This is a genomic window from Rhizobium sp. 01T437 (assembly GCF_056398505.1).
On the sequence record NZ_JBFTPM010000034.1, the window covers coordinates 1 to 26,246 of the forward strand.

Below are 26,246 nucleotides of genomic sequence, written 5' to 3' on the forward strand. Positions count from 1 at the left end.
GTTTGTTTATGAAAGAGCAGATATGCAGATAAATGCACTGGCAACATCGCTCTCAAAATCATTGCCAGGCAATGTATACTTTCTGAATGGCAAAGAGCACAACGAGCACGCCGTGCGCCGTTATAGGTTGCTGAAAGCTAACCCGAGTTTACGCCACTTCCATTTTCATAATACGCAGCTCAGATCCTATCTTGATGTTGATTTGGATAAAACGGCAGCGATTTTCGTCTCGAACGAAACAGATTACTGCGACCTGGTCATCGCGTTCGCGTCAAGCGCACAAAGCCGACTGATATCAAAGATAATATGTCTCGATACCGATGTAAATTCGGCTGGAATTGATCGCCAATCAACTATTCCCGGCTTTCAAACTGTGGCATTTCGCGTTGGAAACGTTGGAGGGAACGCCCTTATCGCCCGGCTACCATCGACGACATTCACCTATCGCCAAATCGGTGTCGATTGCGGGGTCATCTTGCCTGTGCCTAACAAACCAGAAAAATAAACTATACCAAATTATTCCGCACCTAACCAAAACCGGCTCCACGGAGAGAGGTGGCTCGTTTGTCTGAACTGTTTCGGGCTTTTTGCTAAGTGGATTTCCGCCTCGATTCTGCAGCCACCATCATTGGTGCCAGCGCGGTAACGTAGGCCTGATCCGGCGTCTGGCTGGCCAGGAATGAATGCGGGCGTCGGCTGTTGCGAAACGTCACGTATCGGCCGAGGCCAGAGCGTGCCTCGATCATGGTTTTGTTGGCGTGGAGGTAGATCTCCTCCAATTTGATCGATCGCCTGAGTGCAGGCCACGACGCGTTCTTAAATGCATCCATCGTTCGCGGGCATCCATTTGCCCCATAAAAAACTGTGTGTGGACATCTCTCGGACGAACGTGATTTTTCTTTGGTCAGAGAATGCGGTTAAATTCCGTCGTGTGTCCGGCCAGTTTAAGTGCAATCGCTCTAGATGCTGGCCATCGTTGGTCGTGAGGGGTTTCGGTCAAGAACGCGTGACCGTCTGGGCTCCATCTCTCCTCGCAAGCGCCAATATCGCCGGATGTCTCAACGGATTGAATGACCATTTCTGGACCGCTTGCATGCATGGTGAGCATGCAAATGCTAAACCGAGTCTTCAGCTTCATTCCCATTGTCTCGCTGACATGGACGCCATCCTGATCCTTGAACACTTCCTTCTTGTTGCTCGGACCGGCGTACAATTCCCTCTTTTGAATAACCCAGCGCAACGTTTGCCTGTCGCCGATTTTTATCACAGTGTCAGGTGCGCCGAAGGTAGCTATGGCGTGCGCGCTCGTCATGCCAACAAAACGCGCAGCAACGTCCTTTCCTGTCGACGTTGTCGAACACCCCGCCAATCCAGCCATCATCAATGCGAAGGTTAGGTTCAAGGGATTAGCCACGGCCGTACGTCCGTGCGGAATAGTGGGTGATTACCTTTTCAATCGCCGACGCGATTTGCAAGAGATGGCGCTCCTCCAAGCGATCGGTCCACCACATGCAGATCGTTTCCTTGCAGGCAAGCTCGGCCTCGGGGCAGAGACTGCTGTCGTAATCGATCTTGCGCACTCCTTCGAGCGTGAATGGCCAGCCGGAGTCGCCGAAGGTCTTGTGCTCGCGGATGACGGGGTAGCGGTAGAGCGGGATCTGGCCGGGATAGCCGATGAAACCGTCGATACCTTCGGCCGCGAGCGCCTTCATCACCTCGGTGACGGGGGCGGAGAGCTTTGTGGGATCGAGACGGAACGAGTAGAAGAAATAGACGCCGACGGTGCCTTCGAGCGGCAGAACCGGTCGCACATCGATGCCGGCCAGAAGCTCGGTAAGCCGGTCGGCGGAGGAAACACGCGCCCCGACGAACTGTTCGAGCTTCTTCAGCTGTTCCAGGCCGACCGCCGCCTGCAATTCGGTCATGTGATAGTTTGGCGCCAGGAAAAGGTGATTGCGCCCGCCGCGCTCGCGCGGCCAGCCCTTGTCGGAGCAATGGCGAAGGCCGCGGCCAAACTTGCCGTCCTCATTGGTGATGACCATGCCGCCATCGCCCGTCGTCATGTGCTTGGACTGCTGGAAAGAAAAGCAGGCGACATCGCCGAACGTGCCGCAGAGCTTGCCCTTGTAATAGGCGAGATGGGCCTGGGCGCAGTCCTCGATGACGACAAGATTATGCTTTTTCGCAATCGCCATGATCGCGTCCATGTCGGCCGGGTGTCCATAGACATGGGTGACCATGATGGCACGGGTGCGCGGCGTGATGTTGGCCTCGATCGAGGCCGGATCGATATTCTGGGTAACCGGATCAACATCGGCAAAGACCGGGATCGCCAGCTGGGCGACCACCGGAATGACGGTGCCGACATCGGTGACTGGCGACAGGATGATCTCATCGCCCGGCTCCGGATTGACGTAGATGACGGCAGTGTGCAGCGCAGCCGTGCCATTGGCTACGGCGACGGCATGTTTGACGCCGTATTTTTCCGCGAAGGCGCGCTCGAATTCCGCCGTCTTCGTTCCCGTCAGGAACGACAGGCGCCCCGACTTGATGACCTCGGTCAGCGCTTCCAGCTCTTCCTGGCCGAAGGTGCGGCCGGACGCATCGCGAAAGCTCGGCAGCGCGCCGTCGATTGCGCGCGGTCCGCCATTGATTGCCAGATCCTGCATGTCATCTCTCCGAAAATAAGAATTGAGGCCGCGCGAAGCGGCCGAGGTGGTCAGAGACCGAGAAAATTGGCCATCAGCTGAAGCTGGTGGTCGAGCATGTGGCGGCCCAAATGTATACGGCATCCGGTCTCGCGGGCAGCCTGCAGCAACGGCGTGATCTCCGGCTCCATAATGACTTCGGCAACCGTCATGCCCTGTTCGAGCAGCGATGCGTCGAGTGGTAGCGGATCCGTAGCATTCATGCCGAGCGTAGTGCCATTGATGACGAGGTCGTGGCCGCGCGGATCGGCGGTGCCGATCGCCACATCGAGTGCCGGATAGGCACCCTTAAGTTTTGCGGCAAGAGTCTCGATCTTTTCCACCGTGCGGTTGGCGAGCGTCAATCTCGTGATGCCTGCTTCTGCGAGGGCGAAAGCGATCGCGTTGGCGGCTCCCCCTGCTCCGACCAGATAGACGCTGCGGCCGCTCACCGCGATATCCTGATCGCCGAGGCCCTCGACGAAACCTATGCCGTCAAGCTGGTCGCCGATCAGGCGGCCATCAGGCTTGCGGCGCAGCACATTGGCAGCGCCGACGGCAAGCGCCTGCGGGCTCACCTCGTCGCAGAGCCGGATGATCGCCTGCTTGTGCGGAACGGTAACGATGGCGCCGTCGAAGCTTTTCAGAACACGCAGGCTGGCAACGAAGCTTTCGAGATCGGCGGGCGCCACATTCAGCGGCACCATCACGGCATCCCTGCCGCGCATCATGGCAATCCGGTTGATGCCGGGAGGGGCTTTCACATGTTCAGTCGGATGCGCGAGAATCCCGAGGACCCGGGTGCGCCCGGTAATTTCAAGGATCTTGGGGTCTTCAATGATTGACATAGTGTTGAGTCCTCACTTGCCCCAGGAGAGCGCCAGCGGATTGACGCCCTGCGCAAGCTCCAACAGCCCCGCGCGTGTCGCCGGATGCAGCGGCTCAAGCGGATGGCGGACATGATCGGACTTGATGACGCCGCCTTCCATCATGACCGTCTTGGCGGCCCTGAGCCCGCATTGCCGGTTCTCGTAATTGATCAGTGGCAAGATATGCTCGTAGGCCTTTGCCGCCTGCTGGCGATCGCCCGCCTTGTGATGCTCGATGACCGGGCGGATCAGATCCGGCAGCATGGCACTCGACATGACGCCGGTGGCGCCGGCATCGAGATCGGCCATCAGCGTGATCGCCTCTTCGCCATCGAACGGGCCTTCGATCGCCTCGCCGCCAAGGTCAATGAGCTTGCGCAACTTGGCTGCGGTGCCTGCAACCTCAATTTTGAAATAGCGGACCAGCGGCAGATCGCGGGCGATGCGCACCATGAAATCGGCCGAAAGCGTGACGCCGCTCAGCGGAGCATCCTGGATCATGATCGGGATGCCGGCAGCCTCGGCGACGCGGGCGAAGTGCTCCCGGATCGAAGTCTCCTCGAGCTTGATGCCCGCGCCGTGATAGGGCGGCATCAGCATGATCAGTCTGGCGCCGTGCTCGGAGGCGTGGCGGGCACGGGCTGCGGCGATCTGCGTGCTGAAGTGGCTGCAGGTGACCATGACGGGAACGCGGCCGGCGACATGGGCAAGGCTCAGCTCGGTCAGTTGGCGGCGCTCCTCGTCCAACAGCAGGAACTGTTCGGAGTAGTTGGCCAGAATACAGATACCGTCGACGGCCTGGTCGATCATGCAGTCGAGCACGCGGCGCTGGCCGTCGAAATCGATATCTCCCGTTTCGGTGAAAGGCGTCGGTGCCACCGGGAAAAGCCCGGAATAGGGTCGATCACTCGCCATCTTGTAAAATGCCCCGCAAAATTTCGTGTAACGCAAGTCTTCACTTGACTTCTGAAGGCGTATCACGAATGATTTTTGCACGCAATGGTCATTTTTAGGAGATGTCGATGCCCGCGCATCAATCCGGTCCCTCAGTCATCCGCCTGCACGAGACGGACAATGTGGTCGTGTCCACGCGCCCGATCGCCGAGGGTGAGAATGTCGGGGAGGTGGTGACGCTGAGCGATGTTCCGAGCGGCCACAAGATCGCCGTGCGGCCGATTGCCGAAGGCGACATGGTGCTGAAATACGGGCAGGTGATCGGCCGGGCGAGCCGCGAAATCGCGGCCGGCGAGCATGTGCACCTGCAGAACCTCGCCATGCTCGACAGCGCCGTCTCGCACGAATTCGCCGTCGAGGGCGGCCCGACGCCGCTGCTCCCCGAAGGCGAGCGGCGGACCTTCAAGGGCTATCTCCGTCCGTCGGGCCTTGTCGGCACGCGCAACTATGTCGGCATCATCACCTCTGTGAACTGTTCGGCAACGGTCGCCAAGGCGGTCGCCGACTATTTCAAGACCAACGGCTTCGGCAATTACGCCAATGTCGATGGCGTGGTGGCGTTGACGCATGGCACGGGCTGCGCGATCCCCACCAATACCGAGGGCTATACCTATCTGCGCCGCACGCTGAACGGCTATGCGCGCAATCCGAATTTCGCGGCGATCCTGATGATCGGGCTCGGCTGCGAGACCAACCAGATCAGCCATCTCGTCAAGGCTTTCGAGCTCGAGGAAGGCCCACTTCTGCGCACCATGACCATCCAGAGGATGGGCGGCACGCGCAAGACGATCGAGGAAGCCGTCTCGATCATCCAGGAACTGCTGCCGGAGATCGATGCCGTCAAGCGCACCGAACAACCGCTCTCCGGACTGAAGGTGGCGCTGCAATGCGGCGGCTCCGACGGCTATTCCGGCATTACCGCCAACCCCGCACTCGGTTATGCGGCCGATCTCGTGGTCAAGAACGGCGGCACGGCGGTGCTGAGCGAGACCCCTGAAATCTATGGAGCGGAACATCTACTGACCCGGCGTGCGGCCACACCCGCCATCGCCGAGAAGCTGATGGCGCGTATCGACTGGTGGCGGGACTATACCGCCAAGAACGGCGCCGAGCTCAACAACAATCCCTCGCATGGCAACAAGGAAGGCGGCCTCACTACCATCCTTGAGAAATCCCTGGGGGCGGTCGCCAAGGGCGGGTCCATGCCGCTAATGGAAGTCTATGAATATGCCCAGCCGATCGACGCTTCCGGCTTCGTCTTCATGGATACGCCCGGCTATGATCCTGTCGCAGTGACTGGCCAGGTCGCCGGCGGCTGCAATCTGATCGTCTTTACGACCGGCCGCGGCTCCGTCTCCGGCTTCAAGCCCGCCCCCTGCATCAAGGTTGCCACCAACAGCGAGATGTACGAGCACATGAGCGAGGACATGGACATCAATTGCGGCGGCATCATCGACGGCAGTGACAGCATCCAGGCGGCGGGCGAGCGCATTTTCGAGCACATCATCGCCATCGCATCCGGCGAGCGCACACTCAGCGAAGGCTACAATTATGGTGACTTCGAATTCGTGCCTTGGCAAATAGGCGCGGTGACCTGAGACCGGAAAAGGATTTTATGGCGCACCGTACCCTCGCCTACGAAGCCATCGCCAATGCGCTGCGCAAAGCCGTGACGTCGAAGACCATTCCGGAGGGCACCGTGCTTCTGGAAGGGCCGATCGCGACCCTCTTCGATTCCAGCCGCTCGCCGGTCAAGCAGGCGCTGGCGACGCTTGAGACCGAGGGGCTGGTGCGGCGCTTCGACGGGCGCGGCGTGCTGGCCGGACGAGAAGGCGAGCCGCTCCGCCTGAAGATCTCGCCCGACATGCTGGACCTTGAGGAGGAGGCAAGCGCCAGCCCGAAGACGTTTGCCTGGCAGAGCTTCTATTACGACTTCGAAAATACGGTGATCTTGCGCGCCGTCTTCGGCAGCTTCCGCATCAACGAACTGGCGCTGGCGCGTCATTATAATGTCGGGCGCACTGTCGCCGGCGATATTCTCAACCACGCAGCCAAGAACGGCATCGTCGTGCGCGACGACAAATCGCGCTGGTGGATCAACCCGCTCGACGAGGACCGTTTCCGCGATCTCTACGAGGTGCGCCTGTTGCTGGAGCCGGCGGCGCTGAAAACCGCCATGCAGAATATCCCTGCAACGACACTTGCCGCCATGCGGCAGCGGCTCACCACCGTGTCGGGTAAGTTTCCCGATATAGCCAGTGCCGAACTCGATGCGCTGGAAGAAGACCTGCACGTCGCGACGCTGAAATTCAGCGCCAATGGAGAGATACTGGAAGCACTAAAACGCACGCGCTGCGTGCTCGTCGCCGGCAAGCATATCCAGCGCGCCGTGCGCGGCACGCTGCCGATCGACGCCTTCATGGACGAACATCTCGACATCATGGACGCGATCGCCGCGCACGACTATCCGCTCGCACGGAAGGCGCTGACCGACCATCTCGAAGCCTCCGGCAACAAGGCGAGCGAACGCCTGCAGGCCTATCTCGCCATCTCAAATGTCACTCCGATATCCTATGTGCTCGATTGACCGAAGAGAGCTAATTGCTTCTCCCCTTGGCCTGCTGCTCGGAGATGATCTGCTCCTTGATCACTTCCCGCAGTGTCTGGGCGAGGTTCGGCGTTGCGCTGGAGCAGCAGACCATCATGGAACTACTCGGCGGCTGCAGAGACATATATCCGTGCTTCATGGTGCTATCGAGATAAACGCTGTCGCCCTCTTCCAAATCGGTCGGCTCATAATACTCGCTGAAGAGCCTGATCTTGCCGCTGAGGACGAGAATGAACTCCTCGCCGACATGCGAGGTCAGCGGTCCCATCTGCTCCGGCGTCAGCGCCCGCACCTCGATATGAATCGGGATGATGCGCTTGTGGGCGACGTCGGAAGAGAGATAACTGTAGCGGTAGTACTGCCGTTCGAGCTGCTGGCCGACGAGATTGCGGTTGATGCTGCGGCGCGCCACGACGAGCGGCGGCGTCGGCTCGTTGGGCGACGAGTTCAATAGGTCGCCGATTTCGACGCCGAGCCCATGCGAGAGCTTGAGGATCGTATCGAAGTTCGGCGAGATGTGACCATTCTCAACCTTCGAGAGGGTGGAGGTCGCAATTCCTGTCATCGAGCTGACTTCCGCAAGCGTCCATCCGTGATAGGAGCGCCGGTCCTTCAGCAGCTTTCCGAGGTTTTTTACCTTTTCATTCATATCGTGCCGTGTTTTCCAATCTGGTCGGTGCATTTTGTCGACGTCATGACTTCCGCTCGATGCTCTCGCGCAGAGACATGGCAGCCAGGGCCGCGAACAAAAGCGTCACACAAAGCACTACTGAAACAAGTGCATTTATTTCCGGGGTGAAGCCCGTTCGCATCATTGCCCACAATCGCATCGGGAGCGTTGTTTCACCTCCGACGAGAAAAAACGTTACCAATGTTTCGTCGAATGAGAGGGCAAATGCAAGTAGCGAACTGGTAAGCAAGGCCGAGCGCAGTTGGGGGAACACGACATGTACAAAGGTTTCCCAGCTGTTTGCCCCGAGATCGAGGGAGGCTTCGATCTGCGAATTTTCAAGCGCGTCGAGCCTGATCGTGACCATCCGGTATATGACCGCCAGAATCAGAACAACGTGACCTGCCGTTACCGTGATCAGGCTCCGCTCGATGCCGACCTGGCGAAAGGCGATGAGCAGCGAGATGCCGGTGATGATCGCGGGCAGCACGAAGGGCAGGAAGATCACGAACTCGACGTAGGAGCGGCCCGCACGCGCGCCCGTCTTCATGTAATAGGCAAGGCCGACGGAAATTGTGCTCGCGATCACCACTGCGCAAACGCCGACGATTAGGGAATTCGAGAGCGCGTCGATGAGCTGGCTGTTGCTGGCAAACTTGCCGTACCATTGCAGCGAAAGATCCGACCAGTCGAGCTTCCGGTCCTTCACGCCGACGAAAGAGAGGAGGATCACGATGGCAGCCGGCGCGTAAAGAACGGCGAAAGTGATGGTGCCGATGATCCAGAGGAGGGTGACCGTGATGCGTTCTGGCAAGCTCATCTGACCCTCGCTGTGCGTGAGATAAGGGAAGCAAGCGCAATCAGCGCCACGACGGCGAGCAGCAACATGACGGCAAGTGCGGCACCGAACGGCCAGTTGAAGGCCATGCCGAACTGGCTCCAGACGGCCCGACCGAAGGTGAAGCCTTCGCTGCCGCCCACCATTTGAGGAGTCAGATAATCGCCAAGCGCAATCACCATGACGAAGAGCGCGGCCGCGATCGAGCCGGGAAGGCTGAGCGGCAGGACGACCGTCATGAAGGTCTGGCCGGGCCTGGCACCGAGATCGGCCGCCGCTGATATCAGCGATTGCGGAATACGCTCCAGCGCCAAAAAGATCGGCAGGATGCCGAAGGGCAGGTAGATCACCGCCATCGTCAGCATCACGGCTGTCTGGTTGAAGATGAAAAGCCTGCTCGGCACTTCGATGATGCCGAGCGACAACAGCATCGTATTTAGAAATCCGTTGAAGCCGAGGATGCTGCGCATGGCATAGATCTTCACGACATAGTTCATGACCAGCGGCAAAGCACTGAGCAGAAGCAGCAGATAACGCGGCGAACCCTCCAGCCTCCAAATAAGGTAGGAAAGGATATACCCGAAGAAGAGGGATATCAGCGCCACCGTGAAGGCGAGCTTCAATGTGCCGAAGAAGACGTAAAGATAGCTGCTGCTTGTGAAGAAAGCGGCGTAATTGGCGAATGTCAGGCCGCCGGTAGGCTTGCCGTTGTCTTGTTCGAGAAAGCTTGAGGCGAGGAACGAGACGAGCGGCAGCAGAATCATCACCGTCGGCAAGCCATAGACGAGAAGCCTTGCGACGAGCTTGCCGAGACCACGCCTGGGCCTTGCGGCGGCTTCAGCGATCCCAATGCCGGAGGGCGTCGTGGCGATACTCATGGCGTCACCCTTTCGGAAGGAAGCTGACATCGGTTTCCGACCAGCGGAGCGTGACGTCACTGCCCGCCACGAGGCTCTGCGTCGATAGCGCGGTCGGAATCCTGATTTTCACCCGATGTTCGTCAGACGCGCCGACGGAGAGCGAAAGCTGCGTGGTCGCGCCGAGGAAGGTTACGGAATCCAGCCGCGCCTTGGCGATCCGTTCGTCGGCGCTCAGGTCGCTGCCATCGTGGAGGCGAAAACTTTCTGGGCGGATCGCGAACAGCAACGCTCCCTGATGGTCGGCCGGAGCCCAATGCTTGCCGAGCGGACTCTCGATAACGGCCAAAGGAGGAGAGCCACTGGCGCTAGCGGGCAAAATGTTGTTCTCGCCGAAGAACTTGGCGACAAATTCGCTCTTCGGCTTGTAATAGATCTCCTGCGGCGTACCAACCTGCACGAGATTACCGTGATCCATAACCGCAATGCGGTCAGACATGGAAATCGCCTCTTCCTGGTCATGGGTGATGAAGACGAAGGTCGTGCGGATGCGCCTCTGCAGGTCCTTGAGAAACTCCTGCATCGAACGGCGAAGCTCGGCATCGAGTGCCGCAAGCGGTTCATCGAGCAGGATCACCTGCGGTTCGCAGACGATGGCACGCGCGAGCGCCACACGCTGGCGCTGGCCGCCCGACAGCTCGGCCGGATAGCGACCTGCCTTGTCGGCGAGATTGACGGTCTCCAGCACCGCCTCGACGCGCCGCTTGATCTCGGCTTGCGGCGTTTTGCGGATGCGCAGGCCGTAGCCAACATTGCGCGCCACTGTCATATGCGGAAACAGCGCATAATCCTGGAAGACCGTGTTGAACGGCCGCTTGTAGATCGGCACGTGGACGATATCCGTGCCGCGTAGTAAGATCCTGCCGGACGAGGGGGGTGTGAAACCACCGATCATCCGCAGGATGGTCGTCTTGCCAGAGCCTGAGGGCCCGAGAATGGTGAGGAACTCACCATCCCGGATATCGAGATCGACTGGCTTGAGCACTTCAACAGTCTTATAGGACTTCGTAACGCCGACGAGCTGTATGACATTTGGTGTCCCGACCATCAGACCCGCGGTAACTGAATTTTGCGCTGTCATACTTACTGTACCGGGGTCGCCTTGATCGTGTTCCAGAGCTCAATGCGCTTTGCGAAGTCTTCCGGTGCTTGCAGGAAGACCAGCTTGTCGGCATAGGTGAGACCCGCATCGATATTGACGGCCTGGTTGGTAGTGTTGCCATAGCCGGTCTTGGTGCTGATATAGGTGCCGACGGCAGGGTCAAGCATCGCATCGATCCAGGCATGCGCAAGATCGACGTCGCGAGCCTTGGAGCTGATCGCCCAGCAGTCGATCCAGCCGATGGCGCCTTCCTTGGGAATAACGAGACCGACATTGACGCCCTGCTTCTTCAGCATCGGCGCCTGGGGCTCGCCCATCGACATCATCAGGTCGATGCCGCCCTGAGCGAAGATGCTGACACCATCGTCGAAGCCGGCGTAGTAGCTGGCGATGTTGGCCTTCTGCTTGAGCAGCTTCTGCTTGACCTGCTCGAACTGTTCGTCGGTAAGGTTGAAGGGATCGCGAATGCCGAGCGTCAGCGCTGCGGTCACGATCGCATTATTGGCGTCGTCCATCACGATGATGCGGCCCTTGTATTTCTCGTCCCACAGCACTTCCCAGCTGGTTGGCGGGGTCTGGAACGTATCGGCATTGTAGATCAGCGGGATAGAGCCCCACGCGAACGGTGCCGCGTAGGTCTTGCCCTCGATAACGATGGCAGAAACGTTCTTGAAGGCGCCGGCAAGGTTCTTGGAGTTGGGCAGCTTTGACTCATCGAGCGGCTGGATGAGCTTTTCCTGCGTCAGGCGCTTATAAGACGAGGTCTCAATCGCGATTACATCGAAATCCGCCCCTCCAGACGCCGTCATTTTCGCGAAGATTTCATCAACGCTGCCGGTGTAGCTAACGCTGACGCTGGCGCCGGTCTTTTTCTCGAAAGCCTTGACCCATTGGTCGTCAGCATAACCTTCCCAGGTCAGCATGCGTAACTCCTTGCCGGCGGCAAAGGAGGGCCGGACAATTGCCGGGGCTGCGAGCGCGCCGACTGCGAGAGAGGCGGTGGTGGTCAGAAATTCACGTCTTTTCATGTACGTTCCCCTTAGAACGAAGTTGTTTTGATTGAATAATCGACCGGTGTCTGATGCCATCCGGCTTTATGCTGCTCCCAGTAGGACGACTTGAGCCTGAGGCTGACCCCGCCCGGTCTGCCGTTGCCCATGATGTGGTCGCCGATCCTCGATACGGGCATCACGCCGCCCGCAGTCGTCGTGCAGAACATTTCGTCCGCCGATGCCAGATCTTCCCTGGTCAAAGGTGCGATGCGGGCTGGAATGCCGAGCATTTCGCATAGTTCCAGCACAGAACGGCGGGTAATGCCTTCGAGCACTCCGCGATCCGGCGTCAGCACCTTGCCGTCCTTGACGACGAAAACGTTGAAGCCCGGCCCCTCGGTCACGAACCCCTCGGCATCGAGGAGCACCGCCGTGTCCGCGCCGGCGTCATGGGCTTCGAAGAGACCGCGGGTTAGATCGCCCCAATGGTAGTTCTTGATGGTCGGATCGATCGATGCGGGCGCGATGCGCGGCACAGAAGCAATATGCAGATGGGCTCCCCTTTCCTGCACATCGAGCGGGATCACGTCGATCCACGGGATCGCGTAGACGATCAGCTTGTTGTCGCAATCCTGCGGGCGACGGGATCCGAAAATCCGCGGCTTGCCGCGTGTGCAGATCATTGCGACATAGGAGTTGCGCAGGCCCGACAACGCGACGCACTGCATGGCAATCTCGCCGATTTCGGCCATAGAATAAGACGGCGAAAGTCGCAGTCCCTGCAGCGAACGCTCGAACCGGTCGAGATGGTCCTGCAGACGAAAGAACGCGCCGTCGCGGACATGGACGACGTCATAGGTCACGTCGGAGCGGGTAAAGCCCCAGTCGAGAACTGAAATCGCAGCTTCACCCGCCGGGACGAATTTCCCGTCAGAAAATGCAGCACCTTTCGAGAAGTCGGCAGTCATGGCTGAGGTCTTCTATGCTCGAAACCGATATCTAGAAGCTGACAAAATTTTCGTACATGTGCAAGCTAATTTTCTCAGAAGAAATTTATTGACAGAAAGGAAAGACAATGAAAATTAAAAAGCAGGCTGATTTCCGGCGCTTTTCGGGATGGAATTTTCATGAAAGAAAAATTTGAGAAACGCCGCCTTGGCACCACGAAGCTGGAGGCGACCACGCTCGGTCTCGGCACGACGGCAATCGGAGGCCTCTATTCCGCGACTAGCGAAAAGTCCGCTGAACAGACAATGGAAACGGCTTGGCAACTCGGCGTTCGCTTTTTCGACAGTGCGCCGCAATATGGAAATGGTATGGCCGAACAGCGCCTGGGCGCGTTTCTCAAAACCAAGTCACGCAACGACTATGTGCTCTGCACGAAGGTCGGCCGTCTGCTCCGCCTGCCCGAGAAACCGGAGGGCGAAGACGCTTATTACAAGGGCACGCCGCCGGAGCGCCCAGTTTTCGATTTCAGCTATGACGGCGTGATGATCTCTATCGAAGAGAGCTTGAAGCGCCTCGGCGCCGACCGCATTGACGTGCTTCATATTCACGATCCGGATAATCACTACGCCCAGGCTATCGACGGCGCCTACAAGGCGCTCGACAGATTGCGCAGCGAGGGCACGATCGGCGCGGTTGGCGCCGGCATGAATCAGAGCGAAATGCTCGCCGAATTCGCTCGCAACGGCAATTTTGACTGCTTCCTGCTTGCTGGCCGCTACACGCTGCTGGAACAGGGAGCACTTGCCGATTTCCTGCCGCTTTGTGTCGAGAAGAACATCTCCGTCGTTATCGGCGGCGTCTATAACAGCGGATTGCTGGCTGATCCAAAAGCGGGCGCGAAGTTCAACTATCAGGACGCGAACCAATCGCTGATTGACAGAGCGCTGCGGCTAGAGGCGGTCTGCTTGAGCCACGGTGTACCGCTGAAGGTGGCGGCGATCCAGTTTCCGCTCGCCCATCCGGCCGTTGCAAGCATCCTGACAGGCGCCCGCAGCCCCACGGAGATGGAGGAGAACGCAACCCATTTCCGTCAGCCGATACCAGCTGCGCTCTGGCAGGACTTGAAGGCTGAGTGCCTTATCGCCGCCGAAGCGCCGACAGCGTGAGCCGATGATGCCGAACCGAGTTATAGACGCTCACCAGCATTTCTGGAATCTCGCGACGGGAACCTATCCATGGATGGCAGGCGATGAGTTGAAGCCGCTGCGTCGCGACTACGGCCCCGCCGAGCTGATGCCGCTGATGGCCGCGTCGGGCGTCGATGCAACCATTCTCGTGCAATGCCGCCACGATCTTGAAGAGACGCGCGATTTCCTGGCGATAGCGGACAAGTACAGCTTTGTCGCAGGTGTCGTTGGCTGGTTGGATCTGCAGGCCGAGGATGTCGCTGAGCAGCTAACCGCGCTCCGGTTGCGTCCGGGCGGAAAGCGTCTTGTCGGCATCCGCCACAATGTCCATGACGAACCAGATGCCGACTGGCTTCGCCGCCCGGCCGTTCATCGGGGCATCGCCGCCGTCTTCGAGGCAGGGCTCACTTTCGATCTTCTGGTACGCGCGCGCGAGCTGCCCGCAGCCATAGATGTCGTCGGTCATTTTCCGAACGGACGCTTCGTTCTCGACCACATGGCCAAGCCGCCGATCGCGTCGGGCTTCTCGACCTTCTGGCATGCCGCCTTCAAGGAGTTGTCTGAACACGGCAACGTCTGGTGCAAGGTCTCCGGCCTCGTGACTGAGGCCGACTGGCATCACGCGGCGCCCGCGGACTTCGATCCCTATATGCAGATCGCGCTCGACTGCTTCGGCCCCGACCGGCTGATCTTCGGCTCCGACTGGCCGGTTTCCACGCTGGCCGCCTCCTATGCCGAGGTCAAGGCCATTGCCTCCCGGCTGACATCGACGGGGCCTGGCGTCGCCGATCGCTTCTTCGAGCGCAATGCAATCGACGCTTATCAACTTTCAACGGACGGAACGAAATGACCATCGATTTCAGAAACGGTACATGGCTGAACGCTCCTGCAAGCGCACAGGCCCTTGACACTAGCCTGACCATGACAACCGACCAGAAGACTGATTTCTGGCGCGAGACCTACTACGGTTTCACTCGCGACAGCGGCCATTTCCTGGGCTTCCCTTCGGCGGACGGTTTCACGGCAAAGATCCGCATCCAGGGCGAGTTCCGGACGCTTTACGACCAGGCTGGCCTGATGGTCCGGATCGACGAAAAGCGCTGGGTCAAGACCGGCGTCGAATTCACCGATGGCGAGCTATTCCTTAGCACGGTCATTACCGACGGCAAGTCGGACTGGTCGGTGTCGCAGCCCTTCAAAGAGCTTGAGGACTTCTACATTCGTATCACGCTTGCCAAGGGCGCGATGCGCGTCCAGGCGTCGCGCGATGGCAGCTTCTGGCCGCTGCTTCGCCTCGCTCCCTTCCCCATCGCGGATACCTACCAAGTCGGCCCAACCGCCTGCACGCCAGAGCGTAGCGGCCTAAACATCCGCTTTTCGGAATTTGAGATCGGCCCTGCCATCACCAAAGACCTTCACGACCTGACCTGAGGATTGACCATGCTCATTGGTATCGACCCCATCCTGAATGCAGATATACTCCACGCGCTTCGCGCGATGGGTCACGGCGACGAGATAGTGATTGCTGACGGAAGCTTTCCCGCCCAGACCCTTGCCAAGCGCCTAATTTGCATGGAGGCCGCCGACCTTCCTCGCATGCTCAAAGCCGTGCTTTCTGTCATGCCGGTCGACGAATCCGAAGCTGACCCAGTTGTCGGAATGGAGGTGATCGGCGAGCCCGATGCTATCGTCCCGGCCCATGAGGCAATCCAGACTGCGCTCGACACGCTTCCGGACGCGGCCATCAAGCTTACACGCGTTGAGCGCTTTGCCTTCTATGAGCGGGCGAAAGAAGCCTTCGCCATTATTGCCACCGGTGAGACGCTGTTTTACGGCAACGTAATCATCCGAAAAGGGACTGTGAATCTGGCAGGTAACTGATCATTGATGATCAGCAGCACTAAGCTTTTCCAGCAGGTAATTTATTGATGATCAAAAAACTCACAGGCCTCCAACCAGGAGTATTAAGCATAACTCGGATTGTAATGGGACTTATAGTCTTCTCCTTCGGGACCGCAAAAATATTTCATTTTCATGCTGGCGAGTTCATGCCTGCTTTCGGTTCACCGGAATGGGTTGCGGGCCTAATCGAACTTACCGTTGGGCTTTGCTTCCTGATCGGGGTCTTCACCCGACTATCCGCCTTCATTCTTTCCGGCCTCATGGCGGCCGCATACTTCACCGCGCACCTTCCTGTCAGTTTTTTCCCCACGGAAAACGGCGGTTACACCGCCGCCAGTTGGAGTTTTGTTTTTCTTTACTTTGCTACTTCGGGCGGCGGCCCAGCAAGTCTTGACGCTATGCTGTCTAAACGCGCAAACGGCTAACTGAGCCAAGCCAGTTGGGCGTCAGCCGGACACCTGTGCGCAAAGCATTGATCCGTCTTGCCAGGACTTATCGACATCTTGCCGCAACGTGGGAGTTTTGTGGCGCCAATCAGTATCGGCGATATCGAGGAAGCCCAGTTCGTCCGGGAGCGATTGGAGGTTGCGATAGTCAAGCGCTCGGGAGAAGATCCGGTTCCTTGTTCTCGATCCCACGGACGATCCCACAGTGTTGGGCCAGAAGGGTCTTCAGATGAGCTTGATCGGGAAGGCTGAGATAACGACCCGATCCTTGAAATCTATGCTCCTGCGTTTGCTGTTTCGGTTTCTCAATGATTATGTCGGTTGACAACTCAACTAGCTTAAGCTCTATTGGCGATGAGTTGCGAACACAACTCGTGTGACCTGAGGAGTGCTCGCATAGACATGGATTTGGGAGGATCACATGCAAATCTTCACGCGTGCAGCCTTGGCGGCTGCTATTGCCGCGGTTTGTTCCAGCGTTAGTTCGGTCGACACAGTCGGGGTTGGCGCCGTTGCGTAATTCTCAGGCCACGTCGCCATGTACGGCAACCAGTACGGGGAAGCCGTCGAGACCTATCTCGCAAGGCATGGAAAGCAGGCTGGCGAGCACAAGACCGAGTCACCTACAAGGACGTCGGCGGCCCCAATCTTGGCCTTGAGAACCAGCAACTGCTGATCCGGGAAGAGACCGACCATCTGGGTTAGGCCAGGTACGCCAAATACGCGACATTTTTCCGTCACTCGCGGTGGAGGAAAATATCCCCTCAGTCCTACACGGAATCACGTCGCTTGTGGAAGCCTTTCCGAAACTGAAAGATCGCCGAAAGATTGGGGCACGCAGCTTTCAAGGAGCGAGCAGCAGATGCTGGCATTGCGCGGACGCTGATGATGGCACCGGAAGTCGTGCTTCTCGACGAGTCACTCGAGGCGCTTGGGATCATCCGCGATCGATCGATGCAAGTTTCCAAGCGCTGGCGGCGGATGGAAGACGAACCGTGGTGTCGAGCAACACGCCGCGGCGGCGTTGTGATCGCAAGCCTCGCCATCGTCATCACAGCGACGGGGAGCCGACGCGCTCAAAAGACGATCGAAACTACTGGGACGCCACATCGGCGTCGCTTACGCCTGACCTGCGGAGGAGGTAAACTCATGAACATGATTGAAGGCCATATGACGTTCGAGCCATCCTCTGGCATCCCGGTATGGGACGTGGATCCATACGCTGAAGATGTGCTCCTCGATCCCGCAGCCTACTTTGCGGAGTTGCGTGCGCGGGGACCGCTCGTTTACATCTCGAAGTGGTCGGTCCTCGCAACGGGGCGTTATGAGGAGACGCGCGAGATCTTCTCCGATCACACACGTTTTGTCTCGTCCCGCGGCGTCGGTCTTAACGACTTCAAGTGCGGCAAGCCCTGGCGACCACCATCGATCATATTGGAAGTCGATCCGCCGGATCATACGAAGACCCGCAAAGTCATGGCGCGTGCGTTGTCGCCAAAGGCAATCGCCGGATTGAAGGATGAGTTTCGTCAGAATGCCGAGATGATCATCGACGGTTTGATCGAGCGCGATAGCTTCGAAGCCGTCGCCGATTTGGCCGAAGCCTTCCCCGTCGCGGTATTCCCGAAAGCTGTCGGCATGCTGGACAGTGATCGGCGTAAGCTCGTCGATTACGGGGCCATGGTATTCAACGCGCTGGGTCCCGATAACAAGTTCAGGCGCAACGCGATGGCAATGGCTCCGGACATCGTGCCGTGGATTACGGCCGCCTGCGCTCGCGACCGTCTGACCGCGGATGGCCTTGGCGCTCTGATTTATGGCGCTGCGGACGATGGCGAGGTTACCGAAGACGAAGCGGCCATGCTTGTCCGCTCCTTCCTTTCCGCCGGCGTCGATACGACCGTCACGGGGATCGGCAGTGCTTTATGGTGTCTGGCATCCAATCCTGAGGAATACGAAAAACTGAAGGCGGATCCTTCTCTAGCGCGTCCTTGTTTTGAAGAAGTCCTGCGCTTCACCTCGCCGGTGCATACGTTCGCACGCACTGCCAATCAGGATACTGAAGTTGCGGGGCTTCCCGTTGGCGAAGGAACCAAGGTTCTCTGCGTCCTGGCATCGGCGAATATGGACCCACTGAAATGGGGCGATCCGGACATCTTTCGAATCGATCGGAAACCCGTTGGCCACATGGCGTTCGGCGCAGGGATCCACGGCTGCGTTGGTCAGAACCTCGCGCGCCTTGAGCTGGAGACTGTGCTCACCGTTCTCTCCGAGAAGGTCCAAGGGGTTGAGTTCGCGGGCGAGGCAGTATGGCGCCCAAACAATGCCATCCACGCTCTCGACCGAATGCCGCTACGCTTCATTGCCAGGTAGGAATGCCATGACCAAGATTAACTTCATTTCGCATGACGGCAAGGAAACTGCCGTGGAGGCCGCCGACGGGGACAACGTCATGCGGGCGGCACTTGCCAATGATGTCGACGGCATCGTCGGCGAATGTGGCGGCTCAATGATGTGCGCCACCTGCCACTGTTATGTTGACGAGGTTTGGACGGACGCAGTGGGTGATCGCACGGATGGAGAAGCGGATATGCTGGAGAGCGCCGCCTGCTCGGTGAGGGCGACGAGCCGCCTTTCCTGCCAGATCCGCATACGGCCGGAACTGGACGGTCTCGTTATCCGCCTGCCGGAAAGTCAATCATGAGCGACGGCGTCGTCATCATCGGAGCCGGCCAGGGTGGCTTCCAGTTGGCGGCCAGCTTGCGGCAGGAAGGATATCACTTGCCGATCACCATGATCGGCGACGAAGTCGGCCTGCCCTACCAGCGCCCACCTCTTTCAAAAGCGTACCTGAAAAACGGGCGCGCTGAGGCGATACAACTTCGCCCGGCGAGCTTCTACGAGCGGAGCAGGATCGACCTGGTATCGCCAGAACGGGTCATCGGCATCGACAGAGCTTCCCGGACCGTTGAGACGTCGACGGGTAGGAATGTGCCCTATGAACACCTCGTCTTTGCCACCGGCGCGCGCAACGTCGTACCTCCCATACCTGGACTGGAAGCCTCCAACGTCTACAGCCTGAGGACGACCGCGGATGCAGACAGGCTCCGCGACACTCTATGCGCGGCGCGGACGGTGATTGTCATCGGCGGTGGCTTCATCGGCCTCGAATTTGCGGCTGTCGCCGTCTCTGCCGGTCATCGCGTGACGGTCGTTGAGGCGGCATCACGCCCCATGGCGCGCGTGGTTTCCCAGGCAATTTCTGAAACCTTCCGCACCTTTCATAAACGCTTAGGCACTGAACTGATTATGGATGCGTCGGTGGTTGAGTTAGAAACAGACCAAGGTGGTTTGGCATGTGGTGTCCGGCTGTCCGACGGGCGCCGCATCGAAGGCGACATGATCCTTCTTGCCGCGGGGGTTCGTCCCAACACGGAGCTCGCTGAAGCGGCAGGTCTTCCGGTCAAAAACGGGATCTTGGTCGACAACACACTGACGACGGCTGACCGGTCCATCTCGGCTCTGGGCGACTGCGCCGCCTTTCCTTGCCCGACTGGAGGCGACATCATCAGGTTGGAATCAGTGCAGGCAGCGACGGATCACGCCCGCACCATCGCCAGGCGGATTACCGGAAAAAGAGTTCCATACGATGCAGTGCCGTGGTTCTGGAGCGACCAAGGTACCCTAAAGTTGCAAATTGCCGGTCTCGGCCAGGCAGCGGACCAAGACGTCCCACTGGTACGTCCACGCGAACGACAACTTGTTTTTCGGTTCAAGATGGGCAAATTAGTGTGCCTTGAGACAATCAATGCCGCGGGCGAACATATGGCCGCAAGACAGCTTCTTCGACATCCGAATGGTGTGTCGCTGGACGCGCTCGCAGCTCGGGACTTCGACATTGTCGGCCTAGCAAAGGCGCTGAAAGAAACTGCCTGATGGATCGAAATGAGATGCGCGAGAAGCTTCAAGGTGCCGAACCCGATGCGATTTGCCCTGAGGCCCGGATCTCCCACCCGACAACGCTACGAGACGGGGTCGAGATTCTCGACATCACCAACTACATCCCGTTCTTTCTCTCGAGCATCAACAATGCGCTCTCGCGTGGTGCGTCGGCTATATATCGTGAACGATTTGGCATTGGCATTACGGAGTGGCGGACGATCGCGATGCTTGCCATAGAACCCGAAATCACGGCCGCAAGGATCTGTGAGGTCGTGAATCTGGACAAAGCTGCAGCCAGTCGTGCTTTGGCGACGCTCGATGAAATGGGCTTGCTCGGTTCGGTCACGTCGGAAAAGGACCCTCGTAAGCGGATCTGGTGGCTTAACGATAAAGGCTACGAACTCCACGCAACGGTCATCCGCATTGCCCTGGCGCGTGAAGACGCGCTGATAAAAGGCGTTGACCCGCAAGACCTCGAAGCAGCTATTCGCGCAATGCGGATCATGATGAGGAACGTGAGAACGATTTAGAAGCAAGTGAGACACCTGCTTTTGGTCTTAAGCAGATACGAACGTAAAACAAGATCTCGATGCGAGATCGCCGGGTGGCGTCGCCTTAACGGTTTCGAGCGCGCGGTGAGGACGTGTTTCGCGTACTTCAGGCAGCGATTGAGCCAGCGATTTCACGCCAGATCCAGATGGCGTGAGTGCGAAGCTGGCGATGGTCTGCGGCGGACAACCATTTCCGGTGAAGAAGAAAAAGATTGGCGATCGTGCCGTGAGTTGAGACGAAACGCTGACATTGTCGCGCGGACTTGAAGCGCATCATGCGTCGCTCTCGCCGTCGCACAACAAGATGAGAGTTCTCAGCTCGGTTGTTCAATCCCTTATGCGAGCGATGTTCGACGCGCGGCATCAACTGGGATTTTGCGGCCGAATAGGAACGCAGCTTGTCGGTCACCATCACGCGCGGGGCGGTCCCCTGGTGCTTGAGCAGCTTTCTCATCAGCTTTAAGGCGGCCGCCTTGTTCCGTCGGCTTTGCAGCAGGGCGTCGAGCACGTAACCGTTCGCGTCGACGGCGCGCCACAACCAATATTTCTTTCCCTTGATCGTCACCACCATCTCGTCGAGCTGCCACTTGTCGGAAAAGTCGCCTCGTGAACGGTGCCGGAGCAGATGAGCAAATTTCAAGCCGAATTTCGCCGCCCATTCCGAGACGGTCTGGAATGAGACGTTGATGCCGCGCTCAGCGAGCAGATCTTCGATGTCACGGAAGCTGAGCGGGAACCGATAATAGAGCCATACGGCATGGGCAATGATCTCAGCGGGAAATCGGTGGCGTCTGAAGTGGGCGAGAGGGGCTTCGGTCATGAAAACCCGATATCAAGTCATTTCGAACAGGCAGTTAAGGCGACGCCACCAGGACAAATGATGGTGATGGAGACTGTCAGACACACACAACGGGAGAATAGCAACGGCTTCCGGTTTGGGCGTCTCGAACGATAGCGGCAGAGCTATCGAGCCTTGGCCGACCCTCCGCAGCGTTGAGCGCGACCTTGAAGCTGGGCAGTTTGATCACCGACTACGTTGATGCCAAGCTTTTGAAAGGCCCGACTACTGCAATCAAAAAGAAGAAGGCCGTGCTGACCTCGCCGGCAGCGATGGATGAACCTGCTGGCGCTTGGGGCTGGTCGCGGTTGATGGAGATCCACGTGACGATGCTAAAAGACCGGCTCGAACGGACCACCGACGCGTCGATTGGCGCCAACGTCCTGCAACTCTGTCCGGCCGATTGAGCCGCCGCGCTGGCTGCGTTGCCTCATTCCTCGCTGATTGCGCGGCGTGGGATGGACAGCCGGATTGACAATCCATTCGGCATCCACTCGCGGGAGATTTCGACCCCCAGGCTCTGACCGATTATCAGCTCAAGCCGGCTTCCAAAACCAATCGACCGTGTCTCGGACTCAGCGTGTCGAGGACCGTTGCTCTCGAGCCAGACGATCTCCAAGATCTCGCCCTTCATCGTAGCTGCGATATCCAGCTTCCCCTCTTCGACAGACAGGGCGCCATATTTCGCGGCATTGGTCGCGAATTCATGGAACAGCAGCGCGAAGTTTGTAAGCTTGGTGCCGCTAACGTCGATGYCATCTCCGATCAGCTGCCACCGATTGGCACCCTCCCGCTCATACGGCGCGAGAATATTCGACAGAAGCTGAAAAATCGTGGTCTGTGGAGTGCTGGTTGCGGCGTTACCGTTCAAACTTGGTAGTGTCATCTCATGCGCCCGGGACAGGGCCATCAACCTGTCCTTCATCCCCGCGGCCAGATCGGCACTGGTCTTTGCCGTCCTTGCTGCAAGGGTGATGATGCTGCCGGTAATGGCGAACAGGTTTTTTACCCGGTGATGCATTTCGCGAAGCAGGAGTTCCCGATGCTCGGCGGCTCGCTTGCGCTCTGATATGTCACGGGCGATCTTCGATGCGCCGATGATCTTACCGTTGCTATCCCGAATAGGCGAGATGGTGAGAGAGATATCGATCAGCGTACCGTCTTTACGCCGTCGTATCGTCTCGAAGTGATCGACGCGCTCGCCGGCCTGAATCCGGGCGAGAATGGCTGGCTCCTCGTCGAGGCGATCGGGTGGAATGACGATAGTGATCTGCCTGCCGACAGCCTCGTTCGCTGTGTAGCCGAAAAGATGCTCTGCGCCTTTGTTCCAGGTCGTGATAACCCCGCTCAGGCTCTTGCTCACGATTGCGTCGTCGGAGGATTCGACGATCGCGGCAAGAAAAGCTGCAGCATCATGTCCCGGCTGTGCAGCTTCCACGTCAGCCTCCAGCTGCCGCAAACGGCCTTGTGCCAGGCCCTCGTGTTGCTGGTCATTTGATATCGACATTTATGCCCCGCCAATCAGAGTATTTTTACGAAATTGAGACGGCCAATTCAGCTGGCGCACACCATCGACAATATTCGCTAAACACCCCCAATAACAATCAGAATCCCGATAGGGGGTCGCAAATTCGTGTGACGCTTTGGGGCGCTGTGCCCTGACACGTGTCCCACCCGGTTAGACGTCCGGCGTGGGCTGCCTTCAAACGCGGGTGTTCAATTCTCCGAATGTGATTGAATAGCGAAGCTGGTCGACCGGCGGGATGGAATGCTCCCAGAGGGTTCTCGCGTCGCCGGCCATCATATAAGCCGATCCCGGTTCGACAGTGATGGAACTGCGCTGCCATTTGTCACCCCGACGCCGCCTTAGTCTGAATGTGCAGGGAGAGAGAAGCGAAATTCCGACGACCCGACCGAAGACGAATTTGTCCTTGTGCCAGCCGATCGGTGCACCAGGCCCATATTCGGTGACCAGGGCCTGTTCCAACCAATCGGGATCGATGCCGGCAAAAGCACCGGCAATCTCGCGAAGGGACACAAGAAAGGGCGGAATATCTCCCCCTTTTTTGACACGCTCGGTATCGAAGTCATATTTCCAGCCATACGAGACCGTCCTGCGCTTGCCTTCGAAACCGTGGAAATCGAATGCCTTGAACGGCAGCTCGGGCATCTTTTCCAGAAGGACCTGCTGCAGATCGTAGGGGACGACATCGGGCGCATAGCGAAATCCATCCGGCAGGGTCGGTTCGATTGCGCCGAAGAGATCATGCTGTTCCATCATGCTCATATGTAGTTCTCAAGTTGCCTGTCGTCTCAATGGACGCTCGGCGTTTTCATCACGGTCGCAAAGTCCTCGGCAACCAGTTCGCTGACGGCGATCAGGATTTCCTCGCGCGAGAAACCTGTCTGCAAAGCACTCCGGATCAGGTCCTGCAATTCCGGTTCGACGACGTCACGGCAATCTTCCAGGCGCTCCTCGGAGATCGTTATGCTGGTGAGCTCTTCCATGTTCATCCTTTCAAGGAAATCCACTCCGCCCACGGCGGAGCGGTTAGACTAAGTTCTAACGAACGGAGGCCTTGCGCTTCGGGGCGGCGATCAATCCTTCGCGCTGCAGTTTCTTGCGTGCGGCCTTGCGATGGCGGCTGATGGCCTGCGCTTTTTCGCGAACGCGGCGTTCGGACGGCTTTTCGTAAGCACGCCGTTCCTTCATTTCCCGAAACAGCCCTTCGCGCTGCATCTTCTTCTTCAGGACCCTAAGGGCCTGATCGACATTGTTGTCTCTAACGAGCACTTGCATCCTATTCTCCTTGTTTACTTGTTACGGGTATTACCCGTCAGCCGAGCTGCTCGGCGATCAGTTCCTGCAGTTCACGACGGGTGAGGAGACAGGGATATATCTTCCTGTTCTCGGGCGGCCGAACGACGGCCTGATCGCGCTCACGCAGCTTCACGGCCGCGGGCGCGGCAGCGATATTTGTGTTGTTCAATGGGTATCCTTTGCCGGCCAATTCGGCGGGCATCATCAATTCGAGTGGGATTTGCCCGTCACGAAACATTCGGAGGGCAGGTGTTTGCCGCGGCAGCCAAAAGGCTGGGGACGAAGGCCAAGGGATTGACCGGCAAGTCTCGGATATGGGCATTCGCAAAGGATATTACAATCTCACAGAAGTGTAGTTCCCCACGAAAGGGAAAAAGGGCCTCGACCCTTAGGTGAAGCCCTCCAGTTGCAAGAGATGTCGCGAACCCTGTATCCGGTTGGTCGTTTCGGCTCAGTTCTTCGCCGTTCCCGGTGCTGCCATCTTGGCGTGTTGGGCGGCAAGCACCGACGCCGGCGTGACGTTGGCCATCGCTGCCTGGAACTTGTTCTTCCAACCAGCGACCACATCACCCTCGCCGTCCATCATCGCATCGAAGCCGACTTTTGCGACATCGGCCGGATCGTCCTTGTCGGCCTGACCGATATCGGTGTCCAGCTTGTCGGCGCGCTCGAAGAACCGCGTATCCGTCGGACCTGGCATCAGGCAGGTGACCGTCACGCCAGTATCCTGGAGCTCGTTGCGCAAAGCGAAGGAGAACAGCTGTTGAGGAGGGCCTTGCTGCCGTTATAGGCTGCTTGATAGCTGCCCGGAATGAACCCGGCGATCGATGCAGTGGTGGTGCCGCACAAGCGATGACGATCCGTAACAGCAAGGGCGGAGCCGCGTCCGAAAGCTAGCCGCCCCCAAATTTTAGATCATGATCTCGCCGCCCGTGACAGGAATGATCGCGCCGGTCATGAAGCTTCCGAGCTCGGACGCCAGTAGGACATAAGCGCCCGCAAGCTCCGCCGGTTGCCCGGCTCGCCCGATCAAAGTCTGCTGCCCAAACTTTGCGGTCTTTTCTGCAGGCATGGTCGAGGGGATGAGAGGCGTCCAAACCGGGCCTGGCGCTACTGCATTCACCCGAATGCCTTTCTCGGCAACCATTTCCGCAAGTCCTGCCGTAAAATTGGAGATAGCGCCTTTCGTAGACGCATAAGCGAGAAGCTGAGGCGATGGTTGCCGCGACTGGATGGACGTCGTGTTGATGATCGAACTGCCAGGTCGCATATGCGGAATCGCGGCCTTCGACAGGAAGAAAGGAGCATAGATATTTGCGCGGAAGGTTTTATCCCATTCTTCCGCCGGAATGTCAGCAATGTCCGCGTAGGTTCGCTGGAAGGCAGCATTATTGACGAGAATGTCGATCGCACCCAGCTCTCGAATTGACCGCTGAACCAGGTTCTCGCAATGGTCTTCGGAGGTGATATCGCCGGGTGCGACGATAGCCTTTTGGCCTGCTTCTTTCACCCACCGAGCGGTATCTTCCGCATCGTCAATTTCATCAAGAAACGATATGAGAATATCAGCCCCTTCGCGAGCAAAGGCGATCGCGACTGCCTTGCCGATTCCGGAATCTGCGCCGGTGATGAGAGCCACCTTGCCCTTCAATCTGCCATTTCCCTCATATGAATGCTCCCCGTGATCGGGGACAGGCTCCATCTCGGCTGTCTTGCCAGGTGGCTCCTGCTTTTGCTTCGGGTACGGCGGGATCGGACGTTGTTCTTCGCTCATGGACACCTCCTGTGTTAGCGGCTTCGAATCAACCTCCACGAGGCGTAACGGTTCCGTTTGCTGCCATGACCCTGCCACCTCCCGGAATACTGGGATCCCCCTATCGCCACTGCTTAGCGCATCGATCCGCCCACCTTCGCCTTTGAATTCAACTGTGGTCTTGCCCTCGGATTGACTGACGACATTCGTACCAATGATCT

The 26,246-nt window shown here is 58.4% G+C and carries 30 protein-coding genes and 2 pseudogenes; 13 read left to right on the forward strand and 19 right to left on the reverse strand.

Annotation, left to right across the window (positions count from 1 at the left end; genetic code table 11):
• Positions 1-505, forward strand: a 505-nt coding sequence (locus AC1DM5_RS34030) for a hypothetical protein (protein ID WP_477976757.1), incomplete at its 5' end; no start/stop codon positions are given.
• An 85-nt stretch (positions 506-590) separates the two neighbouring features.
• Here AC1DM5_RS34030 and AC1DM5_RS34035 read toward each other — a convergent pair.
• The 5 genes and pseudogenes from AC1DM5_RS34035 to AC1DM5_RS34055 form a co-directional block, all read right to left on the reverse strand.
• A pseudogene (locus tag AC1DM5_RS34035) lies at positions 591-797 on the reverse strand (hypothetical protein); the annotation flags it as partial.
• Positions 798-904: 107 nt separating this feature from the next.
• Positions 905-1,414, reverse strand: coding sequence for a hypothetical protein (locus AC1DM5_RS34040; protein WP_419424964.1), 510 nt, complete (start codon positions 1,412-1,414; stop codon positions 905-907).
• The gene (locus AC1DM5_RS34045; RefSeq protein ID WP_477822610.1) at positions 1,407-2,669 is read right to left on the reverse strand and encodes a DegT/DnrJ/EryC1/StrS family aminotransferase; all 1,263 of its coding nucleotides are present in this window, start codon (positions 2,667-2,669) and stop codon (positions 1,407-1,409) included. Before AC1DM5_RS34045 ends, AC1DM5_RS34040 begins: the two co-directional genes overlap by 8 nt.
• Positions 2,670-2,719: 50 nt before the next feature.
• On the reverse strand, positions 2,720-3,535 hold the full coding sequence (locus AC1DM5_RS34050) for a shikimate dehydrogenase family protein (RefSeq protein ID WP_439018976.1): 816 nt from the start codon (positions 3,533-3,535) through the stop codon (positions 2,720-2,722).
• Positions 3,536-3,547: 12 nt separating this feature from the next.
• Entirely contained in the window at positions 3,548-4,471 is a 924-nt protein-coding gene (locus tag AC1DM5_RS34055) for a dihydrodipicolinate synthase family protein (protein WP_130663768.1), read from the reverse strand.
• 107 nt (positions 4,472-4,578) lie between these two features.
• On the opposite strand from AC1DM5_RS34055, the gene AC1DM5_RS34060 reads away from it, so the two are divergent.
• Entirely contained in the window at positions 4,579-6,108 is a 1,530-nt protein-coding gene (locus AC1DM5_RS34060; protein WP_477822611.1) for a UxaA family hydrolase, read from the forward strand.
• Positions 6,109-6,125: 17 nt separating this feature from the next.
• On the forward strand, positions 6,126-7,097 hold the full coding sequence (locus tag AC1DM5_RS34065) for a GntR family transcriptional regulator (protein WP_130663770.1): 972 nt from the start codon (positions 6,126-6,128) through the stop codon (positions 7,095-7,097).
• Positions 7,098-7,107: 10 nt separating this feature from the next.
• Here the strand turns inward: AC1DM5_RS34065 and AC1DM5_RS34070 are convergent, their stop codons facing one another.
• Genes AC1DM5_RS34070 through AC1DM5_RS34095 form a run of 6 tightly spaced genes read right to left on the reverse strand, consistent with a single transcriptional unit; the run spans position 7,108 to position 12,605 of the window.
• Entirely contained in the window at positions 7,108-7,767 is a 660-nt protein-coding gene (locus AC1DM5_RS34070; RefSeq protein ID WP_164021754.1) for a helix-turn-helix domain-containing protein, read from the reverse strand.
• Between the two features lie 43 nt (positions 7,768-7,810).
• Entirely contained in the window at positions 7,811-8,608 is a 798-nt protein-coding gene (locus AC1DM5_RS34075) for an ABC transporter permease (RefSeq protein ID WP_130663772.1), read from the reverse strand.
• Positions 8,605-9,504, reverse strand: coding sequence for an ABC transporter permease (locus AC1DM5_RS34080; protein WP_477822612.1), 900 nt, complete (start codon positions 9,502-9,504; stop codon positions 8,605-8,607). Before AC1DM5_RS34080 ends, AC1DM5_RS34075 begins: the two co-directional genes overlap by 4 nt.
• Positions 9,505-9,508: 4 nt before the next feature.
• Positions 9,509-10,591 (reverse strand): ABC transporter ATP-binding protein, encoded by a 1,083-nt coding sequence (locus tag AC1DM5_RS34085; protein WP_477822613.1) that lies wholly within the window; start codon positions 10,589-10,591, stop codon positions 9,509-9,511.
• 35 nt (positions 10,592-10,626) lie between these two features.
• A complete protein-coding gene (locus AC1DM5_RS34090; protein ID WP_477822614.1) occupies positions 10,627-11,673 on the reverse strand; it encodes an ABC transporter substrate-binding protein in 1,047 nt (348 codons plus the stop codon).
• An 11-nt stretch (positions 11,674-11,684) separates the two neighbouring features.
• Positions 11,685-12,605 (reverse strand): aminotransferase class IV, encoded by a 921-nt coding sequence (locus AC1DM5_RS34095; RefSeq protein ID WP_439018971.1) that lies wholly within the window; start codon positions 12,603-12,605, stop codon positions 11,685-11,687.
• Positions 12,606-12,764: 159 nt separating this feature from the next.
• Here AC1DM5_RS34095 and AC1DM5_RS34100 point away from each other — a divergent pair, with 159 nt between their 5' ends.
• The 9 genes from AC1DM5_RS34100 to AC1DM5_RS34140 all read left to right on the forward strand — a co-directional run bounded on the left by AC1DM5_RS34100 (position 12,765) and on the right by AC1DM5_RS34140 (position 20,592).
• Positions 12,765-13,751, forward strand: coding sequence for an aldo/keto reductase (locus AC1DM5_RS34100; RefSeq protein ID WP_092575721.1), 987 nt, complete (start codon positions 12,765-12,767; stop codon positions 13,749-13,751).
• 7 nt (positions 13,752-13,758) lie between these two features.
• Positions 13,759-14,622 carry an amidohydrolase family protein gene (locus tag AC1DM5_RS34105; RefSeq protein WP_477822616.1) on the forward strand — a complete coding sequence of 288 codons (864 nt, stop codon included), beginning with the start codon at positions 13,759-13,761 and terminating at the stop codon, positions 14,620-14,622.
• Complete coding sequence (locus AC1DM5_RS34110; RefSeq protein ID WP_477822617.1) at positions 14,619-15,203, forward strand: DUF1349 domain-containing protein; 585 nt, start codon at positions 14,619-14,621, stop codon at positions 15,201-15,203. The genes AC1DM5_RS34105 and AC1DM5_RS34110 overlap by 4 nt, the downstream gene beginning before the upstream one ends.
• Positions 15,204-15,212: 9 nt before the next feature.
• Positions 15,213-15,653, forward strand: a complete 441-nt coding sequence (locus AC1DM5_RS34115; RefSeq protein WP_477822618.1) for an RbsD/FucU family protein — start codon at positions 15,213-15,215, stop codon at positions 15,651-15,653.
• Between the two features lie 47 nt (positions 15,654-15,700).
• On the forward strand, positions 15,701-16,099 hold the full coding sequence (locus AC1DM5_RS34120; RefSeq protein WP_047558525.1) for a DoxX family protein: 399 nt from the start codon (positions 15,701-15,703) through the stop codon (positions 16,097-16,099).
• Positions 16,100-17,008: 909 nt separating this feature from the next.
• Positions 17,009-18,493: a cytochrome P450 gene (locus AC1DM5_RS34125; RefSeq protein WP_477822619.1), complete on the forward strand. Its 1,485-nt coding sequence runs from the start codon at positions 17,009-17,011 to the stop codon at positions 18,491-18,493.
• A gap of 7 nt (positions 18,494-18,500) precedes the next feature.
• Complete coding sequence (locus AC1DM5_RS34130; protein WP_439018964.1) at positions 18,501-18,824, forward strand: 2Fe-2S iron-sulfur cluster-binding protein; 324 nt, start codon at positions 18,501-18,503, stop codon at positions 18,822-18,824.
• A complete protein-coding gene (locus AC1DM5_RS34135) occupies positions 18,821-20,056 on the forward strand; it encodes an NAD(P)/FAD-dependent oxidoreductase (protein WP_477822620.1) in 1,236 nt (411 codons plus the stop codon). Before AC1DM5_RS34130 ends, AC1DM5_RS34135 begins: the two co-directional genes overlap by 4 nt.
• Positions 20,056-20,592 (forward strand): MarR family winged helix-turn-helix transcriptional regulator, encoded by a 537-nt coding sequence (locus AC1DM5_RS34140; protein WP_245510411.1) that lies wholly within the window; start codon positions 20,056-20,058, stop codon positions 20,590-20,592. Before AC1DM5_RS34135 ends, AC1DM5_RS34140 begins: the two co-directional genes overlap by 1 nt.
• A gap of 127 nt (positions 20,593-20,719) precedes the next feature.
• On the opposite strand, the gene AC1DM5_RS34145 is transcribed toward AC1DM5_RS34140, so the two are convergent.
• Positions 20,720-21,433, reverse strand: coding sequence for an IS6 family transposase (locus AC1DM5_RS34145; RefSeq protein WP_477822621.1), 714 nt, complete (start codon positions 21,431-21,433; stop codon positions 20,720-20,722).
• A gap of 185 nt (positions 21,434-21,618) precedes the next feature.
• Here AC1DM5_RS34145 and AC1DM5_RS34150 point away from each other — a divergent pair, with 185 nt between their 5' ends.
• Positions 21,619-21,858, forward strand: a complete 240-nt coding sequence (locus tag AC1DM5_RS34150) for a hypothetical protein (RefSeq protein ID WP_477822622.1) — start codon at positions 21,619-21,621, stop codon at positions 21,856-21,858.
• 23 nt (positions 21,859-21,881) lie between these two features.
• Here the strand turns inward: AC1DM5_RS34150 and AC1DM5_RS34155 are convergent, their stop codons facing one another.
• From AC1DM5_RS34155 to AC1DM5_RS34185, 7 genes and pseudogenes are all read right to left on the reverse strand, one after another.
• The gene (locus tag AC1DM5_RS34155; protein WP_477976760.1) at positions 21,882-22,889 is read right to left on the reverse strand and encodes a PAS domain S-box protein; all 1,008 of its coding nucleotides are present in this window, start codon (positions 22,887-22,889) and stop codon (positions 21,882-21,884) included.
• Positions 22,890-23,153: 264 nt separating this feature from the next.
• Positions 23,154-23,738 carry an alpha-ketoglutarate-dependent dioxygenase AlkB gene (locus AC1DM5_RS34160; protein WP_477822624.1) on the reverse strand — a complete coding sequence of 195 codons (585 nt, stop codon included), beginning with the start codon at positions 23,736-23,738 and terminating at the stop codon, positions 23,154-23,156.
• Positions 23,739-23,764: 26 nt separating this feature from the next.
• Positions 23,765-23,959: a hypothetical protein gene (locus AC1DM5_RS34165; RefSeq protein ID WP_477822625.1), complete on the reverse strand. Its 195-nt coding sequence runs from the start codon at positions 23,957-23,959 to the stop codon at positions 23,765-23,767.
• 55 nt (positions 23,960-24,014) lie between these two features.
• The gene (gene rpsU / locus AC1DM5_RS34170; protein ID WP_477822626.1) at positions 24,015-24,251 is read right to left on the reverse strand and encodes a 30S ribosomal protein S21; all 237 of its coding nucleotides are present in this window, start codon (positions 24,249-24,251) and stop codon (positions 24,015-24,017) included.
• A gap of 37 nt (positions 24,252-24,288) precedes the next feature.
• Complete coding sequence (locus AC1DM5_RS34175) at positions 24,289-24,441, reverse strand: hypothetical protein (RefSeq protein ID WP_477822627.1); 153 nt, start codon at positions 24,439-24,441, stop codon at positions 24,289-24,291.
• A 282-nt stretch (positions 24,442-24,723) separates the two neighbouring features.
• Positions 24,724-25,106: pseudogene (locus tag AC1DM5_RS34180) on the reverse strand (SDR family NAD(P)-dependent oxidoreductase); the annotation flags it as partial.
• Between the two features lie 76 nt (positions 25,107-25,182).
• The gene (locus AC1DM5_RS34185; protein ID WP_477822656.1) at positions 25,183-26,046 is read right to left on the reverse strand and encodes an SDR family oxidoreductase; all 864 of its coding nucleotides are present in this window, start codon (positions 26,044-26,046) and stop codon (positions 25,183-25,185) included.
• Between the last annotated feature and the right edge of the window lie 200 nt (positions 26,047-26,246).

Coding starts and splice junctions, on each gene's coding strand:
- AC1DM5_RS34045 (WP_477822610.1), bottom strand. CDS start 2,669: ATGCAGGATCTGGCAATCAATGGCGGACCGCGCGCAATCGACGGCGCG.
- AC1DM5_RS34050 (WP_439018976.1), bottom strand. CDS start 3,535: ATGTCAATCATTGAAGACCCCAAGATCCTTGAAATTACCGGGCGCACC.
- AC1DM5_RS34055 (WP_130663768.1), bottom strand. CDS start 4,471: ATGGCGAGTGATCGACCCTATTCCGGGCTTTTCCCGGTGGCACCGACG.
- AC1DM5_RS34060 (WP_477822611.1), top strand. CDS start 4,579: ATGCCCGCGCATCAATCCGGTCCCTCAGTCATCCGCCTGCACGAGACG.
- AC1DM5_RS34065 (WP_130663770.1), top strand. CDS start 6,126: ATGGCGCACCGTACCCTCGCCTACGAAGCCATCGCCAATGCGCTGCGC.
- AC1DM5_RS34070 (WP_164021754.1), bottom strand. CDS start 7,767: ATGAATGAAAAGGTAAAAAACCTCGGAAAGCTGCTGAAGGACCGGCGC.
- AC1DM5_RS34075 (WP_130663772.1), bottom strand. CDS start 8,608: ATGAGCTTGCCAGAACGCATCACGGTCACCCTCCTCTGGATCATCGGC.
- AC1DM5_RS34080 (WP_477822612.1), bottom strand. CDS start 9,504: ATGAGTATCGCCACGACGCCCTCCGGCATTGGGATCGCTGAAGCCGCC.
- AC1DM5_RS34085 (WP_477822613.1), bottom strand. CDS start 10,591: ATGGTCGGGACACCAAATGTCATACAGCTCGTCGGCGTTACGAAGTCC.
- AC1DM5_RS34090 (WP_477822614.1), bottom strand. CDS start 11,673: ATGAAAAGACGTGAATTTCTGACCACCACCGCCTCTCTCGCAGTCGGC.
- AC1DM5_RS34095 (WP_439018971.1), bottom strand. CDS start 12,605: ATGACTGCCGACTTCTCGAAAGGTGCTGCATTTTCTGACGGGAAATTC.
- AC1DM5_RS34100 (WP_092575721.1), top strand. CDS start 12,765: ATGAAAGAAAAATTTGAGAAACGCCGCCTTGGCACCACGAAGCTGGAG.
- AC1DM5_RS34105 (WP_477822616.1), top strand. CDS start 13,759: ATGCCGAACCGAGTTATAGACGCTCACCAGCATTTCTGGAATCTCGCG.
- AC1DM5_RS34110 (WP_477822617.1), top strand. CDS start 14,619: ATGACCATCGATTTCAGAAACGGTACATGGCTGAACGCTCCTGCAAGC.
- AC1DM5_RS34115 (WP_477822618.1), top strand. CDS start 15,213: ATGCTCATTGGTATCGACCCCATCCTGAATGCAGATATACTCCACGCG.
- AC1DM5_RS34120 (WP_047558525.1), top strand. CDS start 15,701: ATGATCAAAAAACTCACAGGCCTCCAACCAGGAGTATTAAGCATAACT.
- AC1DM5_RS34125 (WP_477822619.1), top strand. CDS start 17,009: ATGGCACCGGAAGTCGTGCTTCTCGACGAGTCACTCGAGGCGCTTGGG.
- AC1DM5_RS34130 (WP_439018964.1), top strand. CDS start 18,501: ATGACCAAGATTAACTTCATTTCGCATGACGGCAAGGAAACTGCCGTG.
- AC1DM5_RS34135 (WP_477822620.1), top strand. CDS start 18,821: ATGAGCGACGGCGTCGTCATCATCGGAGCCGGCCAGGGTGGCTTCCAG.
- AC1DM5_RS34140 (WP_245510411.1), top strand. CDS start 20,056: ATGGATCGAAATGAGATGCGCGAGAAGCTTCAAGGTGCCGAACCCGAT.
- AC1DM5_RS34145 (WP_477822621.1), bottom strand. CDS start 21,433: ATGACCGAAGCCCCTCTCGCCCACTTCAGACGCCACCGATTTCCCGCT.
- AC1DM5_RS34160 (WP_477822624.1), bottom strand. CDS start 23,738: ATGAGCATGATGGAACAGCATGATCTCTTCGGCGCAATCGAACCGACC.
- AC1DM5_RS34165 (WP_477822625.1), bottom strand. CDS start 23,959: ATGGAAGAGCTCACCAGCATAACGATCTCCGAGGAGCGCCTGGAAGAT.
- rpsU (WP_477822626.1), bottom strand. CDS start 24,251: ATGCAAGTGCTCGTTAGAGACAACAATGTCGATCAGGCCCTTAGGGTC.
- AC1DM5_RS34185 (WP_477822656.1), bottom strand. CDS start 26,046: ATGAGCGAAGAACAACGTCCGATCCCGCCGTACCCGAAGCAAAAGCAG.